The organism is Streptomyces sp. NPDC002306 (assembly GCF_053593435.1).
The window spans coordinates 215,929-233,529 of sequence record NZ_JBSFCK010000009.1; the positions used below are offsets into that span (position 1 = coordinate 215,929).

The 17,601-nt window shown below is 72.9% G+C and carries 16 protein-coding genes; 14 read left to right on the forward strand and 2 right to left on the reverse strand.

Annotation, left to right across the window (positions count from 1 at the left end; translation table 11 throughout):
* Positions 1 to 196 precede the first annotated feature (196 nt).
* Positions 197 to 1,405: a methionine adenosyltransferase gene (metK, locus tag ACWCQK_RS20315; RefSeq protein WP_451156689.1), complete on the forward strand. Its 1,209-nt coding sequence runs from the start codon at positions 197 to 199 to the stop codon at positions 1,403 to 1,405.
* 160 nt (positions 1,406 to 1,565) lie between these two features.
* On the forward strand, positions 1,566 to 3,734 hold the full coding sequence (locus ACWCQK_RS20320; RefSeq protein WP_451156691.1) for a primosomal protein N': 2,169 nt from the start codon (positions 1,566 to 1,568) through the stop codon (positions 3,732 to 3,734).
* 353 nt (positions 3,735 to 4,087) lie between these two features.
* Here the strand turns inward: ACWCQK_RS20320 and ACWCQK_RS20325 are convergent, their stop codons facing one another.
* Positions 4,088 to 4,636 carry a hypothetical protein gene (locus tag ACWCQK_RS20325; RefSeq protein WP_451156693.1) on the reverse strand — a complete coding sequence of 183 codons (549 nt, stop codon included), beginning with the start codon at positions 4,634 to 4,636 and terminating at the stop codon, positions 4,088 to 4,090.
* 315 nt (positions 4,637 to 4,951) lie between these two features.
* Between ACWCQK_RS20325 and fmt the strand changes: the two genes are divergently transcribed.
* The 8 genes from fmt to ACWCQK_RS20365 all read left to right on the forward strand — a co-directional run bounded on the left by fmt (position 4,952) and on the right by ACWCQK_RS20365 (position 12,578).
* A complete protein-coding gene (fmt, locus tag ACWCQK_RS20330) occupies positions 4,952 to 5,884 on the forward strand; it encodes a methionyl-tRNA formyltransferase (RefSeq protein ID WP_451156695.1) in 933 nt (310 codons plus the stop codon).
* Positions 5,885 to 6,040: 156 nt separating this feature from the next.
* The gene (locus ACWCQK_RS20335) at positions 6,041 to 7,459 is read left to right on the forward strand and encodes an RsmB/NOP family class I SAM-dependent RNA methyltransferase (protein ID WP_451156697.1); all 1,419 of its coding nucleotides are present in this window, start codon (positions 6,041 to 6,043) and stop codon (positions 7,457 to 7,459) included.
* A 157-nt stretch (positions 7,460 to 7,616) separates the two neighbouring features.
* On the forward strand, positions 7,617 to 8,303 hold the full coding sequence (gene rpe, locus ACWCQK_RS20340; protein WP_451156699.1) for a ribulose-phosphate 3-epimerase: 687 nt from the start codon (positions 7,617 to 7,619) through the stop codon (positions 8,301 to 8,303).
* Positions 8,304 to 8,381: 78 nt separating this feature from the next.
* Positions 8,382 to 9,425 carry a sugar-binding transcriptional regulator gene (locus tag ACWCQK_RS20345; RefSeq protein ID WP_451156701.1) on the forward strand — a complete coding sequence of 348 codons (1,044 nt, stop codon included), beginning with the start codon at positions 8,382 to 8,384 and terminating at the stop codon, positions 9,423 to 9,425.
* A 242-nt stretch (positions 9,426 to 9,667) separates the two neighbouring features.
* Positions 9,668 to 10,081 (forward strand): ribonuclease domain-containing protein, encoded by a 414-nt coding sequence (locus ACWCQK_RS20350; protein ID WP_451156703.1) that lies wholly within the window; start codon positions 9,668 to 9,670, stop codon positions 10,079 to 10,081.
* Positions 10,078 to 10,407, forward strand: coding sequence for a barstar family protein (locus ACWCQK_RS20355; protein WP_451156705.1), 330 nt, complete (start codon positions 10,078 to 10,080; stop codon positions 10,405 to 10,407). Before ACWCQK_RS20350 ends, ACWCQK_RS20355 begins: the two co-directional genes overlap by 4 nt.
* A 132-nt stretch (positions 10,408 to 10,539) precedes the next feature.
* The gene (locus ACWCQK_RS20360; RefSeq protein ID WP_451156874.1) at positions 10,540 to 11,982 is read left to right on the forward strand and encodes a GuaB1 family IMP dehydrogenase-related protein; all 1,443 of its coding nucleotides are present in this window, start codon (positions 10,540 to 10,542) and stop codon (positions 11,980 to 11,982) included.
* A 143-nt stretch (positions 11,983 to 12,125) separates the two neighbouring features.
* Positions 12,126 to 12,578 (forward strand): Lrp/AsnC family transcriptional regulator, encoded by a 453-nt coding sequence (locus tag ACWCQK_RS20365; protein WP_385789326.1) that lies wholly within the window; start codon positions 12,126 to 12,128, stop codon positions 12,576 to 12,578.
* Between the two features lie 113 nt (positions 12,579 to 12,691).
* Here ACWCQK_RS20365 and ACWCQK_RS20370 read toward each other — a convergent pair whose 3' ends face one another.
* The gene (locus tag ACWCQK_RS20370) at positions 12,692 to 13,432 is read right to left on the reverse strand and encodes a GntR family transcriptional regulator (protein ID WP_451156707.1); all 741 of its coding nucleotides are present in this window, start codon (positions 13,430 to 13,432) and stop codon (positions 12,692 to 12,694) included.
* 234 nt (positions 13,433 to 13,666) lie between these two features.
* Here ACWCQK_RS20370 and ACWCQK_RS20375 point away from each other — a divergent pair, with 234 nt between their 5' ends.
* Genes ACWCQK_RS20375 through ACWCQK_RS20390 form a run of 4 tightly spaced genes read left to right on the forward strand, consistent with a single transcriptional unit; the run spans position 13,667 to position 17,600 of the window.
* Entirely contained in the window at positions 13,667 to 14,824 is a 1,158-nt protein-coding gene (locus ACWCQK_RS20375; protein ID WP_451156709.1) for an ABC transporter substrate-binding protein, read from the forward strand.
* Entirely contained in the window at positions 14,821 to 15,720 is a 900-nt protein-coding gene (locus tag ACWCQK_RS20380; RefSeq protein ID WP_451156711.1) for an ABC transporter permease, read from the forward strand. The genes ACWCQK_RS20375 and ACWCQK_RS20380 overlap by 4 nt, the downstream gene beginning before the upstream one ends.
* Complete coding sequence (locus ACWCQK_RS20385) at positions 15,708 to 16,517, forward strand: ABC transporter permease (RefSeq protein WP_451156713.1); 810 nt, start codon at positions 15,708 to 15,710, stop codon at positions 16,515 to 16,517. Before ACWCQK_RS20380 ends, ACWCQK_RS20385 begins: the two co-directional genes overlap by 13 nt.
* Before the next feature lie 3 nt (positions 16,518 to 16,520).
* Entirely contained in the window at positions 16,521 to 17,600 is a 1,080-nt protein-coding gene (locus ACWCQK_RS20390) for an ABC transporter ATP-binding protein (RefSeq protein WP_451156715.1), read from the forward strand.
* Position 17,601 lies beyond the last annotated feature (1 nt).

Consider the following 17,601-nt stretch of genomic DNA (forward strand, 5'->3'; position numbering starts at 1 on the left):
GGGCGCGGTGACTCTGGTCAAGGCCGCTCGGCTTTGGGCAGAATGCCCGTGCCGCAGGTCACAGCGCTTCCGAGTGGCGAGACAGGTGGGGCCGTGGCCGAGTGCGACCGATAAGCTGTTATCGGACGACGCCAGGCGCAGCCCTGTCCCGTCCGCCAATGATCAGCCAGCAGCCGCTGCAACCCCAGGGAGCGTTGTGTCCCGTCGCCTGTTCACTTCGGAGTCTGTGACCGAGGGTCACCCCGACAAGATCGCTGACCAGATCAGCGACACCATTCTCGACGCGCTTCTGCGCGAGGACCCGACGTCCCGGGTCGCCGTCGAAACCCTCATCACCACCGGTCTGGTGCACGTGGCCGGAGAGGTCACCACCAAGGCCTACGCGCCGATCCCGCAGCTCGTGCGCGACAAGATCCTGGAGATCGGCTACGACTCCTCGAAGAAGGGCTTCGACGGCGCCTCCTGCGGCGTCTCGGTGTCGATCGGTTCGCAGTCCCCGGACATCGCGCAGGGCGTCGACACGGCGTACGAGTCCCGGGTCGAGGGCGACGACGACGAACTCGACAAGCAGGGCGCCGGCGACCAGGGCCTGATGTTCGGCTACGCCAGCGACGAGACGCCGACCCTGATGCCGCTGCCGATCTTCCTGGCGCACCGCCTGTCGAAGCGGCTGTCGGACGTCCGCAAGAACGGGACCATCCCCTACCTGCGCCCCGACGGCAAGACGCAGGTCACCATCGAGTACGACGGCGACAAGGCGGTCCGCCTGGACACGGTCGTCGTCTCCTCCCAGCACGCCAGTGACATCGATCTGGAGTCGCTGCTCGCTCCCGACATCCGCGAGTTCGTCGTGGAGCCGGAGCTGAAGGCCCTCCTCGAGGACGGCATCAAGCTGGACACCGAGGGCTACCGCCTGCTGGTCAACCCCACCGGCCGCTTCGAGATCGGCGGCCCGATGGGCGACGCCGGCCTCACCGGCCGCAAGATCATTATCGACACGTACGGCGGCTTCGCCCGCCACGGCGGCGGCGCCTTCTCCGGCAAGGACCCGTCCAAGGTCGACCGCTCGGCGGCGTACGCCATGCGCTGGGTCGCGAAGAACGTCGTCGCCGCCGGTCTGGCCTCGCGCTGCGAGGTCCAGGTCGCCTACGCGATCGGCAAGGCCGAGCCCGTCGGTCTCTTCGTCGAGACCTTCGGCACCGCCAAGGTCGACGCCGAGAAGATCGAGAAGGCGATCGACGAGGTCTTCGACCTCCGGCCGGCCGCGATCATCCGCGACCTCGACCTGCTCCGTCCGATCTACGCCCAGACCGCCGCCTACGGCCACTTCGGCCGTGAGCTCCCCGACTTCACGTGGGAGCGCACGGACCGCGTGGAGGCGCTGCGGGAGGCCGCGGGGCTGTAGTCCCGCCGCTCCCTGTGTGTCCGGGCCCGGTTCTCCCGCTGCGGGAGGACCGGGCCCGTCCCGTGCGCGGGCGTCCGTCGGGAACGGTGTCGCCGCCGCGGAACCGACCGCGGGAGGCGGGCGGCGTCGGTTGTCAGTCCCGTTTGGTAAGAATGCAAGCGTGAGCAGCGAGAACGGGACGGGGACGGGCGACGCCGAAGGGGCGCCGCCCGAGCAGCTCGCGTTCATCCGGGAGAGCGTGCGCAACGCCAAGGTGCCGCGGGCCAAGCCGCGGACCTGGCGGGGGGCCGCGCTGGCGAAGGAACTGCCCGTCGCGCGGGTCCTCGTCGACAAGGGCGTACTGCATCTCGACCGGTACTTCGACTACGCCGTTCCCGAGGAGCTCGACGCGGACGCGCAGCCGGGCGTGCGGGTGCGGGTCCGGTTCGGGGCCGGGCGGCACCGGGTGCGGGAGGGCCGCCGCGAGGGCGGGGGGCTCATCGACGGGTTCCTCGTGGAGCGGCTCGCCGAGTCCGACTACTCGGGGCCGCTGGCCGCGCTCGCCCAGGTGGTGTCGCCCGAGCCCGTGCTCAGCGAGGAGTTGCTGGGACTGGCCCGCGCGGTGGCCGACCGGTACGCCGGAAGTCTCGCGGACGTGCTCCAGCTCGCCGTGCCGCCCCGCAGCGCGCGGGCCGAGCAGCGGCCTTCCCCCGAGCCGCTGCCGGTGCCCGCGGCGCCGGAGGCGGGCTCCTGGGTCCGGTACGAGCAGGGGACGGCGTTCCTGGCCGCCCTGGCCTCGGGAGGCGCGCCGCGCGCCGTGTGGAACGCCCTGCCGGGGCCCGAGTGGAGCGAGGAGCTGGCGCGCGCCGTCGCCGCCACGCTCGCCTCAGGACGCGGGGCGCTCGTCGTCGTGCCCGACGGGCGGGTCGCCGCGCGTGTCGACGCCGCGCTGACGGCGCTGCTGGGCGAGGGGCGGCACGCGCTGCTCACCGCCGACGCAGGGCCCGAGAAGCGGTACCGGGAATGGCTCGCGGTGCGGCGCGGGTCGGTACGGGCGGTGGTCGGCACCCGGGCCGCCATGTTCGCCCCCGTACGGGATCTCGGGCTGGTCGCCCTCTGGGACGACGGGGACGACAGCCACAGCGAGCAGCACGCGCCGCAGCCGCACGCGCGCGAGGTGCTGCTGCTGCGCGCCGCCCTGGACAAGTGTGGCTTCCTGCTCGGCGGTTGGGGCTGCACCGTGGAGGCCGCGCAGCTCGTCGAGAGCGGCTGGGCGCGGCCGCTCGTCGCCGGACGGGAGCAGGTGCGCCGCGCCGCCCCGCTGGTGCGGACCGTCGGTGACGTGGATCTGGCACGGGACGAGGCCGCGCGCGCCGCCCGGCTGCCGAGTCTCGCCTGGCAGGTGGCCCGGGAAGGGCTGCGGCACGGGCCGGTGCTCGTCCAGGTGCCCCGGCGCGGGTACGTACCGCGGATGGCCTGCGCGCAGTGCCGGGCGCCCGCCCGGTGCCGGCACTGCGCCGGGCCGTTGGAGGCGCGGGACGGCGGGGCGTTGTGGTGCGGGTGGTGCGGGCGTGAGGAAGCCGCCTGGCACTGCCCGGAGTGCGGGTCGTTCCGGTTGCGGGCCCAGGTCGTGGGGGCGCGGCGTACGGCGGAGGAGCTGGGGCGGGCGTTCCCGGCGGTCCCGGTGCGGACCTCCGGCCGCGAGCACGTGCTCGACACCGTGCCCGGCACGCCCGCGCTGGTGGTGAGCACACCGGGCGCCGAGCCCGTCGCCGAGGGCGGTTACGCGGCGGCCCTGCTGCTCGACGGCTGGGCCATGCTCGGGCGCCCCGATCTGCGGGCCGGCGAGGACGCCCTGCGCCGGTGGATCGCCGCGTCCGCGCTGGTCCGGCCGCAGGGCGCGGGCGGGACCGTGGCCGTCGTCGCCGAACCGAGCCTGCGGCCCGTGCAGGCGCTCGTGCGGTGGGACCCCGTCGGCCACGCGGTGCGGGAACTCGCCGAGCGGGCGGAACTGGGCTTCCCCCCGGTGTCGCGGATGGCGGCCGTGTCGGGCCGGGCGGCGGCGGTCGCCGGGTTCCTCGGTTCGGTCGAACTGCCCGGGGACGCGGAGGTGTTGGGGCCGGTACCCGTGCCCGACACCACCCCTGGGCGCCCGCGCCGGCCGGGGGCGCCGCCCCCGGGCGAGCACTGGGAACGCGCGTTGATCCGGGTACCGCCGGGCAGCGGCGGCGCGCTGGCGTCCGCCCTGAAGGCGGCGCAGGCCGCACGGATGGCCCGGGGCACGGGCGGCGGCGGGGGAGCGGCGAGCGAGCCCGTCTGGGTGCGGATCGATCCGGCTGACATCGGGTGAGGACGGAGCCGGTGACCTCGGCGGCCGTGTGCCGCGGCGGTGCGCGCGGGGACGGTGCGGTGTCGCGTCTCTTCGGAGGGCGGTGGGCCGGGGTGCCTCGGTGGGCTGCGCGGGCCGGCGGCGCCGGTGGTCGTGCGCTGGGACTGTCGGCGAGGCGTGGCGCCGCGTGTGGGGACGTAGCTCTCGGCGGTCGCGCGTGGTTGGGGGGCTGGCCTGGTTGTGCCGGGGCTGTCCGTGCGGGCCCGTACAGCGGGATGGTGGTGCGCGGTTCGTGGAGTGGCCAGGCCGTGGGGGAGGGCACGGCATGCGGTTGCCCTCCCGGGGGCTCGCCGGGAGGGCGGGATGAAGGTGCGTCAGCCGTTGCGGGGGGCGGGGAAGACCGTCGGTCTGACGTCCTCGCGCAGGGCCGGGCTGCCGGCCGTCGGCTGGGTGGGCATCGAGCGGGCCGCGGGGACCGTCGGTACCGGTACCGCGGGGATGCCGGTGCCCACGTTGACCGTGTGGTTGGCCGACGTCTCCGTGCTCCGCTCGGCCTCGGCGGCCGCCTGGGCTGCGGCGCGGCGGGCGCCGTAACGGCGGTGCACCGCCTGCTTGGTGACGCCGAGCGCGGATCCCACCGCGTCCCACGAGAAGCCGAGCGAGCGGTCGAAGTCGACCGCCGCCGTGACCAGGGTCTCGACGCTGTCCCGCAGTTCCTGGGCGAGACGGACCGTCGGCGCGGGAGCGCGTCCGTACACGACGAAGCCCGTGGAGGGGCCGGAGCGCCGCGGGCGGTAGACGTTGCCCAGCTGCGCGGTGAGCGTACGGAGGGCGTCCACCTGGCGGCGGACCCGCTCGATGTCCCGCACCAGCAAGTGCAGGCTGGCCCGGGCCTGGGCGTCGTGGGTTGCGTGGTCGGCCATGAACAAGCCTCTCGAACCGGCGTGAAAGGAAGTGGGCCGCCAGGGCGGCCCGTTGCGGTCAACTCCTTCTTGACCAACGCGTGTGCGCTCCGCTGGTCACGCTGTGGGGGCGTAGGGGCATATGCGTACGCCCCCGGCGTGGATGTGCGCTGCGCGCCTCCGCCTCCGCCTTGGCCGCACGTCAGCGTCCCCGGCCCGCGCGGGAGTGCGACGCCGTCTCCGCGCGGAGTATCACGCCGTCGCCGCGTCACACCTCGTGGTCATAGACTTGTGCGCTGCCGCTGCCCACCCCGCCCGAGAGGCCCGATCCCACCCATGAAGCTCGTCTTCGCCGGTACCCCCGAGGTCGCCGTTCCCGCCCTGGACGCCCTGATCGCCTCCGGGCGGCACGAGGTGGCCGCCGTCGTCACGCGGCCGGACGCGCCGGCCGGGCGTGGGCGCAGGCTGGTCGCGTCCCCCGTGGCCCAGCGGGCGGAGGAGGCCGGGATCGAGGTGCTGAAGCCCGGGAAGCCGCGCGATCCGGAGTTCCTGGAGCGGCTGCGGGAGATCGCCCCCGACTGCTGCCCCGTCGTCGCCTACGGCGCCCTGCTGCCCAAGGTCGCCCTGGACATCCCGGTCCACGGCTGGGTCAACCTGCACTTCTCGCTGCTGCCCGCCTGGCGCGGGGCCGCCCCCGTGCAGCACTCCGTCATGGCCGGGGACGAGATCACCGGGGCCTCCACCTTCCTCATCGAGGAGGGGCTCGACTCCGGGCCCGTCTACGGCACCGTCACCGAGGTGGTCCGGCCCACCGACACCAGCGGCGACCTGCTGACCCGGCTCGCCTTCGCGGGCGCCGGGCTGCTGGCCGCGACCATGGACGGCGTCGAGGACGGCAGCCTGAAGGCCGTACCGCAGCCGGGCGACGGCATCACCGTGGCGCCGAAGATCACCGTCGAGGACGCCCAGGTCGACTGGTCCACCCCGGCGCTGCGGGTCGACCGGGTCGTCCGCGGCTGCACGCCCGCGCCGGGCGCGTGGACCTCCTTCCGCGGCGAGCGGCTCAAGCTCATCCAGGTCACGCCCCGGCCGGAGCGGACCGACCTCGCCCCGGGCGCCCTGGAGGTCGGCAAGAACCACGTCCACGTCGGCACCGGTTCGTACGCCGTCGAGCTGCTCTGGGTGCAGGCCCAGGGCAAGAAGCCGATGCAGGCGGCGGACTGGGCGCGGGGCGTGCGGATCGGCGCGGCGGAGAGCCTGGGGGAGTAGCGGAAAGCCTGGGGGAGTAGGAGACGGCTCTCGGGGATCGGAAGCGGCTGCCCGGGACGGCGGTCGGCCGTGGCCGGAGCACCGCGGCGGAGCGCCGGGACCGGTGCGACGTACGCTTGGGGGGTATTTCCATCTGACATCCGGAGCACCTTTTTCGTGAGTGACACCTCCCGTGGGCCCAGCAAGCCCGGCAAGCCCTACCGACGGCCCCAGAAGGACCCCGTCCGCATCCTCGCCTTCGAGGCACTGCGGGCCGTGGACGAGCGGGACGCGTACGCCAACCTCGTACTGCCCCCGCTGCTGCGCAAGGCCCGGGAGAAGGGCGACTTCGACGGGCGGGACGCGGCCCTGGCCACCGAGCTGGTGTACGGCACGCTGCGGCGGCAGGGGACCTACGACGCGATCATCGCCGCCTGCGTCGACCGGCCGCTGCGGGAGGTCGACCCGCCGGTGCTCGACGTGCTGAGCCTCGGCGCGCACCAGCTGCTCGGGACCCGGATCCCGACCCACGCGGCCGTCTCCGCCTCCGTCGAGCTCGCGCGGGTGGTGCTCGGTGACGGGCGGGCCAAGTTCGTCAACGCCGTGCTCCGGAAGATCGCGCAGCACGACCTCGACGGGTGGCTGGAACAGATCACCCCGCCGTACGACGACGATCCCGAGGAGCATCTCGCCGTCGTGCACTCCCACCCGCGCTGGGTCGTCTCCGCGCTGTGGGACTCGCTGGGCGGCGGCCGGGCCGGGATCGAGGACCTGCTGGAGGCCGACAACGAGCGGCCCGAGGTGACCCTGGTCGCCCGGCCGGGCCGGTCCTCCACGGACGAGCTGCTGCGGGAGGAGGCCGCCGTACCGGGGCGCTGGTCGCCGCACGCCGTGCGGCTCACCGAGGGCGGCGAGCCTGGTGCGATCGAGGCCGTGAAGGACGGCCGGGCGGGTGTGCAGGACGAGGGCAGCCAGCTCGTCGCGCTCGCCCTCGCCAACGCGCCGGTCGAGGGGACGGACACGAAGTGGCTCGACGGGTGCGCCGGGCCGGGTGGCAAGGCCGCGCTGCTGGCCGCCCTCGCCGCCGAGCGCGGCGCGCTGCTGCTCGCCTCCGAGAAGCAGCCGCACCGGGCCGGACTGGTGGCGAAGGCCCTGGCCGGCAACCCCGGGCCCTACCAGGTCATCACCGCCGACGGGACCCGGCCGCCGTGGCGGCCCGGCTCCTTCGACCGGGTCCTGATGGACGTGCCGTGCACCGGACTGGGCGCCCTGCGACGGCGGCCCGAGGCGCGGTGGCGGCGCCGGCCGGAGGACCTGGACAACTTCGCGCCGCTCCAGCGCGATCTGCTGCGTACGGCGCTGGAGTCGGTACGGGTCGGCGGTGTAGTCGGCTACGCCACCTGCTCACCGCACCTCGCCGAGACCCGGGCCGTCGTCGCCGACGTGCTCAAGCAGTTCCCGGACGCCGAGCTGATCGACGCCCGGCCGCTGCTGCCCGGCGTACCGGCGCTGGGCGACGGCCCCGACGTACAGCTGTGGCCGCATCTGCACGGGACGGACGCGATGTACCTGGCGCTCCTGCGCCGCACCGCCTGACCGTGCGCAAGGGCGGCGCGGCGGAGCCGGCCGGGACGCCGGGCGGGTGCCGTGAGCCCCTCGCCCGGTGATCCGGGACGACCGTCCGACGAACATCTGAACGTCCCAGGTCTGTACCGGCGCGAACAACCGGGCTCCGGCATGGCAGGCTTGGGGCATGGCCGCACAGATCAACCCCAGCATCCTCTCCGCAGACTTCGCCCGCCTCGCGGACGAGGCGAAGGCGGTGGAGGGAGCCGACTGGCTCCACGTCGACGTCATGGACAACCATTTCGTCCCGAACCTCACGCTCGGTGTGCCGGTCGTAGAGTCGTTGGCCCGGGCGACGGACACGCCGCTGGACTGCCATCTGATGATCGAGGACCCCGATCGGTGGGCCCCCCGGTACGTGGAAGCGGGGGCCTCCTCGGTCACCTTCCACGTGGAGGCGGCCGCCGCGCCGGTCCGGCTGGCCCGGGAGATCCGCGCCAAGGGGGCCCGCGCCTCCATGGCGCTCAAGCCCGCGACGCCGATCGAGCCGTACGAGGACCTGCTGCCCGAGCTCGACATGCTGTTGATCATGACGGTGGAGCCGGGCTTCGGTGGTCAGGCGTTCCTCGACATCATGCTGCCGAAGATCCGCCGCACCCGTGAGCTCATCAGCAAGCACGGACTTCAGATGTGGCTCCAGGTCGACGGCGGCGTGTCGGCCGAGACGATCGAGCGGTGCGCCGACGCCGGAGCGGACGTCTTCGTCGCCGGCTCGGCGGTGTACGGGGCGTCGGACCCGGCCGAAGCGGTCCGTGCGCTGCGCGCCCGTGCGGACGCGGTCACGGCCCAGGCGTCATGGGCGTGCAGCCACTGAACGAAGGGAACGTGAACGGCGGCCGGCAGGGCCGATCAAGTGCGCCGGATCTGCAAGGATGAACGGCGAATCCAGAGTGTGAACAGCAGTGAGGAGATCGCCGTGTCGGGTATGTCGGCGGGCCGGTCAGCCATGCGGATGGGACCCGCTGAGCTGGTGCAGGCGGCGGCCATGGCCCGCCGCTTCTACCTCGAGGGCAAGTCCAAGATCCAGATCGCGGAGGAGTTCGGCGTCAGCCGCTTCAAGGTGGCCCGGGTCCTGGAGACGGCCCTCGAACGGGATCTCGTACGCATCGAGATCCGCGTGCCGGCCGAACTGGACGCCGAGCGCTCCGACGCGCTCCGTGCCCGGTACGGCCTCAGGCACGCCGTCGTGGTCGAGTCCCCGGCCGATGCCGAGGAGACACCCGATCCCGAGAACCTGGGGGAAGTGGCAGCCGACCTGCTCGGTGAGCTCCTCAACGAAGGGGACGTGCTGGGTCTGGCCTGGGGTCGGTCCACGATCCACATGGCGGCCGCCCTCGACCGGCTGCCGCCGTGCACGGTGGTGCAGTTGACCGGGGTGTACGACGCGGGGACCGCCGAGCGCGGTTCGGTGGAGGCCGTGCGGCGCGCCGCACAGGTGTCGGGCGGCGACGCCCATCCGATCTACGCGCCGATGCTGCTGCCGGACGCGGCCACCGCGGCCGCGCTGCGCAACCAGACCGGCATCGCCCGCGCCTTCGAGTACTTCGACAAGGTCACGGTCGCCTGTGTCTCCATCGGCTCCTGGGAGCCGGGCATCTCGACGGTGCACGACATGCTCAGCGACGAGGAGCGGGCGCACTACGCCTCGCTCGGTGTCGCCGCCGAGATGTCCGCGCACCTCTTCGACACCGAGGGCCGCCGGGTCGGCCGGGACCTGGGCGAGCGGTGCATCACCGTGAAGGCGGACCAGCTCCGCCGGATCCCCGAGGTCGTCGCCATCGCGGGCGGCCAGCGCAAGGCGTCCGCGATCGACGCGGTGCTGCGGTCCGGCCTCGTCACCAGCCTGGTGACGGACACGTCCGCCGCGGACTATCTGCTGACGGCGGGACCGATGCCGAGGCCCGCGCTCAACCGGGCGGACCCCGACGGACCCTGACGGCCACGGTCAGGCACGGTCGAGTACGGCGGACGGGGCACGGCGGGCACGGCGGGTACGGCGCTCAGGCGCGGTCGAGCGCGGCGGACGGGCGCGGTCGCGTAGGGCGGGCGGGCACGGACGGCTGCGGCGGACAGGGCGCGACGGGCCGGGCCGGACGGGTCACGGGGAGTACGGACGGACGGGCCCGGAAGGGCGCGGACGACAGGTCATGACGGGGACGGCCGTGACAGCATCGGGGCATGCTGCTGCGGTTCGTCCCCCGCGTGTTCGCGGGGGCACTGGTCTGTCTCACCGTCCTGCTGGCGGGCTGCGCCTCGACGCAGGCCCCGGCCGGTGGCGCGGCCCACGCCACCGCCACCCCCACGTGGGCCGGCTCCCTGGACACCGTCCAGGCGTCCCGGCTCCCGGTCGAGGCCCGGCAAACGCTCGACCTCATCGACCGGGGCGGCCCCTTCCCGTACGCCAAGGACGGTGCGGTCTTCGGGAACTTCGAAGGACTGCTGCCCTCGCACCAGCGGGGCTACTACCACGAATACACCGTCCGGACGCCGGGCTCGCGCGACCGCGGTGCCCGGCGCATCGTCACCGGACAGGGCGACGAGTTCTACTACACCGACGATCACTACGACTCGTTCCGGGCGGTGCTGAGATGACCGACGACCTGACCGGCCGGCATGTCGTCCTGCTGGATCTCGACGGCGTCACCGACAAGGCGGACCTGATGGACCGCTGCGCCCGCGCGCTCGACCTGCCCGACTGGTTCGGGCGCAACTGGGACGCGCTCGCCGACAGCCTCTCCGACCCCTCCGTCTGGCCCGAGGCCGCCAGGGAGAAGGGGCTCCTGGTCGTCGTCCGGGGCTGGCAGGCGTACGCGAGGACCCGCCCGCGGGAGTGGCGGACGGCCCAGGAGGTCTTCGCCCAGGCGGTGGACGCACTCCCGGCGCTCTGCGTGGCGCTGGCTCTTGGAGGATCCTCCTAAGGCGCCTCTGACCAGCCTGGATGTTCTGTCGGGGGATGAGAGGGCCGACGGCATGGGAGAATGAAGTACGTGCTCTTTCCCCCTGGCTGACCTGTCCGGGGGCCACCTCTGATCGACTGGGATGTGCAGCACGTGCGTTTCCTCAACGACATCAAGCCCCCGTACGACCTGACGTACGACGACGTCTTCATGGTGCCGAACCGCAGCGCCGTCGGCTCGCGACAGGGCGTGGACCTCAGCTCCCCGGACGGCACGGGCACGACGATCCCGCTGGTCGTCGCCAACATGACCGCCATCGCCGGCCGCCGCATGGCCGAGACGGTGGCCCGGCGCGGCGGACTCGTGGTCATCCCGCAGGACATCCCGATCGACGTCATCACCGAGGTCGTCTCCTGGGTGAAGAGCCGCCACCTGGTCCTCGACACCCCGATCGTGCTGAGCCCGCACCAGACCGTCGCCGACGCGCTCGCCCTGCTGCCCAAGCGCGCGCACAACGCGGGCGTCGTCGTGGACGAGGACACCCGCCCGGTCGGCGTCGTCACCGACACGGACCTCACCGGCGTGGACCGCTTCACGCAGCTCGGTGAGGTCATGTCCCGTGACCTGCTGCTGCTCGACGCGGACATCGACCCGCGCGAGGCCTTCAACCGCCTCGACGCGGCCAACCGGCGCTACGCTCCGGCCGTCGACGAGGACGGCAGGCTGGCCGGCATCCTGACCCGCAAGGGCGCCCTGCGGGCCACGCTGTACACGCCCGCCGTCGACGCGAACGGCAGGCTGCGCGTCGCCGCCGCCGTCGGCATCAACGGCGACGTCGCGGGCAAGGCCAAGCAGCTGCTGGACGCGGGCGTCGACACGCTCGTCATCGACACCGCGCACGGCCACCAGGAGTCGATGCTCAGCGCGATCAGGACGGTCCGCGCGCTCGACCCGCAGGTCCCGATCGCCGCCGGCAACATCGTCGCCGCCGAGGGGGTGCGGGACCTGATCGAGGCCGGCGCGGACATCATCAAGGTCGGTGTCGGCCCCGGCGCCATGTGCACCACCCGGATGATGACCGGCGTGGGCCGGCCGCAGTTCTCGGCCGTCCTGGAGTGCGCGGCCGAGGCGAAGAAGTACGGCAAGCATGTGTGGGCCGACGGCGGTGTCCGCCACCCGCGTGACGTGGCGATGGCTCTCGCGGCCGGCGCGTCCAACGTGATGATCGGCTCGTGGTTCGCGGGTACGTACGAGTCCCCGGGCGACCTCCAGCAGGACGCCGGCGGCCGCCTCTACAAGGAGTCGTTCGGCATGGCGTCCGCGCGCGCCGTGCGCAACCGTACGTCGGACGAGTCGGCGTACGACCGCGCCCGCAAGGCGCTGTTCGAGGAGGGCATCTCGACCTCCCGGATGTTCCTCGACCCGGCCCGTCCGGGCGTCGAGGACCTGATCGACTCGATCATCGCGGGCGTCCGTTCCTCCTGCACCTACGCCGGCGCGGGCTCGCTGGAGGAGTTCGCCGAGAAGTCCGTCGTCGGCATCCAGAGCGCCGCGGGCTACGCCGAGGGCAAGCCGCTGCACGCCAGCTGGAGCTGACCGGGGCCAAGCCCCCTGCCCGCGCGGGGCGGCGCTCACCTGCATGGTCTTCGGAGTCCGGACGGCGGCCGGGCTCGTGTTCTACTTCGTGTACGGCCCTCGCCGTTCCCGACTCGCGACTCCGGAGAAGTGAACCACCCGCAGTGCTGAACGATCTCGACGAACGCATCGTGCACGCCCTTGCCGAGGACGCGCGCCGCTCCTACGCGGACATCGGGCAGCTGGTCGGCCTGTCCGCGCCCGCGGTGAAGCGGCGCGTGGACCGGCTGCGTGCCACCGGCGCCATCACCGGCTTCACCGTCCGGGTGGACCCGGCCGCGCTCGGCTGGGAGACCGAGGGGTTCGTCGAGGTCTACTGCCGGAGCAACACCTCGCCGGAGACCATCCAGCGGGGTCTGGAGCGGTACCAGGAGGTCGTGGCCGCGTCCACCGTCACCGGGGACGCGGACGCGATCGTCCAGGTGTTCGCCTCCGACATGCGCCACTTCGAGCGGGTGCTGGAGCGGATCGCGGGGGAGCCGTTCGTGGAGCGGACGAAGTCCGTGCTCGTGCTGTCGCCCCTGCTGCGACGGTTCTCCTCGGGTTCCCCGACGTGACGTGACGGGACACGACGTCACCTGAGCCGACCCGCCCCTGACCTGCGCTGAGCCGGCCCGTCGACCGTCCCTGACCTGCCCTGAGCCGCCCCGTCGACCGTCCCTGGAACGGCTCAGCCGGCCGTCTTGCGGGCCAGCGCGTTGTTCCCTATCGAGTTGTGCACGCTGAAGCTCACCGCGTCCGAGCGGTAGCGGTCGTCCGACCACTCCACCGGACGCCCGTCCCGGGTGGTCGTCACCCGGCGGACCCGGAGCAGCGGGCTCGTCCGGCGGATGCCGAGCAGCTCCGCGTCCTGGGCGCCCGCGGCCACCGCGTCGATGACGTGCTCGCCGTAGGCGAAGACCAGACCCGTGTCGTCGAAGAGGCGCTGGGTGACGGACGGGCAGTCCGGCTCCACGGCCTCGACCGCAGGGGAGATCCAGTCCGCGTACACCGTCCGCTCCAGCAGCACCGGCTCGCCGTCCAGCCCGCGCACCCGTAGGACGTGCAACACCGGGGCCGACTCGCGCAGTTGGAGGCGTACCGCGTCCTCCTTGGTGGCCGGACGGTACTCCTGCGCGACCACCTGTCCACTCGCGACGCGGCCCATCGCGCGCGCCCACTGGGCGAAGGAGCGCAGCTCCTCGAAGCTCTGGCTGCGGCGGCTGGCGAGGACCACCCGGCGGGCGCCCTGACGTGATCCGATGAGGCCTTCGGCGGTGAGGGCCGCGACGGCCTGGCGGACCGTGCCGCGCGAGACGCCGTAGTGGGCCGCGAGCTCCGTCTCCGCGGGCAGCAGGCTGCCGACGGTGTACTCCTCGCGGTCGATCGCCTGCCGCAGTTCCTCGGCGATCTCCTCGTGTCGTGCCGCCATACGTCCCCTCTGAATCAACCCCTGTGCACAGCGTGAGCAGCCTAATCGACTTATTGCCCGGCCGGTCGCACGGCACGAACGTGCAGGAGATCGGGGCCCAGGGTTTCGGCACTGTTTACCGTCACGACACCGGCAGCGGGCGTACTGAGGCCAACTTGTTCAGACAAGTTCGTCGGACGAGTTGCTGCTCGACTGTTCGTCCTCCTGAACCCTCGTGCGTCCCCTGGAGAAGCTGTGACCGTGTCCCTGTCGAGAACCACCGCCCTCGGCGGTGCCCTCGCCGTCGTCGCCGTGCTCGCCCTGAGCGCCTGCGGCGCCGCTCCCGACAACGCGTCGACCACCACCGACGGCAAGAACGCCGCCACCGCCACCTCCGCCGCCGACTTCGGCGGCATGTCCCAGCTCGTCGCCGCCGCGAAGAAGGAGGGCACGCTCCACGCCATCGCGATTCCCCGCGACTGGGCCAACTACGGTGCCCTCATCGACGGCTTCCAGAAGAAGTACGGCATCAAGATCGAGGTCGAGAACCCGGACGGTTCCAGCCAGGACGAGATCACCGCGGTGACCTCGCGCAAGGGCCAGGACCGCGCGCCGGACGTGCTCGACGTGGGCAGCTCCTTCGCCCTCAGCGCCGCCCAGCAGGGGCTGCTCGCGCCGTACAAGGTGGCCTCCTACGCCGACATCCCGGCCGAGCAGAAGGACGCCCAGGCCCGCTGGTACAACGACTACGGCGGCTACATCTCCATCGGCTGCGACGCCAAGCGGGTCAAGACCTGCCCGACCACCTTCGCCGACCTGCTCAAGCCGCAGTACAAGGGCCAGGTCGCCCTCAACGGCAACCCCACCAAGTCGGGTTCGGCGTTCGGCGGCGTGTACGCGGCCGCGGTCGCGGGCGGCGGCTCCTTCGACGACATCCAGCCCGGCCTGGACTTCTTCGCCAAGCTCAAGAAGAACGGCAACTACACGCCCGTCGAGTCGACCCCGGCGACCGTCGAGAAGGGCGAGACGCCGATCAGCATCGACTGGGACTACCTCAACGCCGGCTACGCCGACGAGTTCAAGTCCAAGGGCGTGGACTGGAAGGTCTCGGTGCCCAGCGACGGCCAGTTCTCGCAGTACTACTCCCAGGCCATCAACAAGGACGCCCCGCACCCGGCGGCCGCCCGCCTGTGGGAGGAGTACCTCTACAGCGCCGAGGGCCAGAACCTGTGGCTCAAGGGGTACGCCCGCCCGACCCTGATGCCCGCCATGGACAAGGCCGGCACGCTCGACACGGCCGCCGCCGCCAAGCTCCCGAAGGTCACCGGCACCCCGTCCTTCCCGAGCGAGGCCCAGCAGAGCAAGGCCAAGACGGTCCTCGCGCAGGGCTGGGCGAAGGCCGTCTCCGGATGACCGCCACTCTCACGAGGGCGGACGTGGCGCCCGCCGCTTCCTCACCGAAGCGGCGGCGCCGCGCCCCCGGCTGGCTCGCGGTGGTCCCGCTGCTGGTCTTCACCGCGATCGCCTTCGGGATCCCCGCCCTGGCGATGCTGAACGGCGCCTTCACGGTCAAGGACCAGACGACGGGCGCCACGTCGTACACCGCGGCGAACCTGAGCACCTCCGTGCGGGGGGCCTATCTCACCGCGCTCCTCGGCAGCGTCAAGCTGTCGGCCCTGGCCGCGGGCATCGCGACCGTCCTCGGACTGCCGCTCGCCCAGGCCGTGGTGACCTCCCGCTCCCGTGCGCTGCGCGAGGCCGTGCTCACCGCCTCCGGTGTCCTCGCCAACTTCGGCGGGGTCCCGCTCGCGTTCGCGTTCGTCGCCACCCTCGGCAACGCTGGTGTGCTGACCACCCACCTGGGCCTGAAGGACAAGGGCTGGGACCTGTACAGCTTCTGGGGACTCGTTCTCGTCTACCTGTACTTCCTGATCCCGCTGATGGTCCTCACCATCACGCCGGCCCTGGAGGGCCTGCGCTCCCAGTGGCGCGAGGCGGCGCAGAACAACGGCGCCACCGGCGTCCAGTACTGGCGGCACATCGCCCTCCCGGTCCTCGCGCCGTCCCTGCTCGGCGGCTTCGTCCTGCTCTTCGGCAGCGCGTTCGCCGCGTACGCCACCGCCGCGGCCATGGTGGGCAGTTCGGTGCCGCTGGTCACCCTCCAGATCGCCGACGCCATCTCCGGCAACGTGCTGGTCGGCCAGGAGAACGTGGCGCTCGCCCTCAGCCTCGACATGGTCCTCATCGCGGGCCTCGTCATGGCGGTGTACCTGCCCCTGCAACGACGGAGCGCGCGATGGCTCGCCTGAATCTGTGGCGCTGGGTCGTCCTCGCCCTCGCCGCCGTCTACTTCCTGGTGCCGCTCGGCGCGTCCCTGGTCTTCACGGTCGACGTGCCGGGCGGGATCAGCTTCGACGCCTACAGCCAGATCGTCTCCACCGACGGCTTCGTCTCCAGCCTGGTGCTCTCCCTGGAACTGGCCGCCGCCACCATCGCCCTGGTGCTGCTGCTGATGGTGCCCGCCATGGTCGCGCTGCGGCTCGGCGCGCCCCGGCTGCGGCCGGTGGTCGAGGTGGTCTGCTCGCTGCCCCTGGTCGTCCCGCCGATCGCGTTCGTGGCGGGCATCGCCACGGTCCTGAAGTGGGGGCCCGACCACCTTTCGCGCACCCCGCTGTTCCAGACGTTCGTGGCCATCCAGAACCCCGACTTCCCGTTCGTGCTCGTCCTCGCCTACGTGGTGATGGCGCTGCCGTTCGTGTACCGGGCCCTGGACTCCGGGCTGCGCGCCATCGACGTCCGTACCCTCGTCGAGGCCGCCCGCAGTTGTGGGGCGAGCTGGCCGCAGGCCCTGGTGCGGGCCGTGCTGCCCAATCTGCGCGGGGCGCTGCTGAACGCGGGCTTCCTCACGCTGGCGCTGGTGCTCGGCGAGTTCACCGTGGCCCAGCTGCTGGGCTTCCGGCCGTTCGCCGTGTGGATCTACAGCGTCGGCGGCTCGCAGGCCCAGCTCTCCGTCGCCGTGTCCGTGCTCAGCCTGCTCGTCACATGGGCCCTGCTCCTCGCGCTCGCCGGAGTCGGCGGCCGCTCCCGTACCGCTTCCCAGGGATGACTCATGACCGCCACCACACGTGAGAAGACCACGTCGGAGAAGGCCGCCACCGTCGAGTTCCGCGGCCTGCGCCGGGAGTTCGGCGCGACCGTCGCCCTCGACGGGCTCGACCTGACCGTCCGGCCCGGGGAGTTCCTCGCGCTGCTCGGCCCGTCAGGCTGCGGCAAGACCACCGCGCTGCGCATGCTCGCCGGCTTCGAGCACCCGGACTCGGGCGAGGTCCTGGTGGACGGCCGGGACGTCACCGGTGTCCCGGCGCACCGCCGCGACGCCGGGATGGTCTTCCAGTCGTACAGCCTCTTCCCGCACCTCAGCGCCCTCGACAACGTGGCCTTCGGGATGCGGATGCGCAAGGTGCGTACGGCCGAACGGCGCGCACAGGCGGCCGAGTTGCTGGACCTGGTCGGGCTCGGCGACAAGGCCGAGCGCTACCCGCACCAGCTCTCCGGCGGCCAGCAGCAGCGCGTCGCGCTCGCCCGCGCGCTCGCCCTGCGGCCCCGCGTCCTGCTCCTCGACGAGCCGCTGTCGGCGCTCGACGCCAAGGTGCGCCTCAGCCTGCGCGAGGAGATCCGGCGGCTCCAGCTGGAACTGGGCATCACCACCCTCTTCGTCACGCACGACCAGGAGGAGGCGCTGTCCATGGCCGACCGGGTCGCGGTGATGCGGGCCGGGAGGCTCGAACAGTGCGCCGAGCCCGCCGAGTTGTACGGGCGCCCCGCCACCGCGTTCGTCGCCGAGTTCGTCGGCACGATGAACCGGATACCGGGGACGCTCAAGGGCGCCTCGGTGGAGGTGCTCGGCCGGTCGCTGCCGGTCGACGGGGAGGCGCCGGCCGGACCCGACGTGGACGTACTGGTGCGGCCCGAGGCGCTGTCGGTGCGCGCCGACGAGTCGGGCGACGCGCGGGTGGTCGCCGGGGCCTTCCTCGGCGCGGTCGTCCGGCTCACCGTCCGGCTCGGCGACGGCACCGAGCTGAAGGCCGACCTGCCCGCCCACGAGGCCGGACCGCTCGGCGCCGGAACCGCCGTGAGCGTGTCGCTTCCGGAGCGGCCGATGCTGGTGGCGGAACGCACCGAACGGTGAC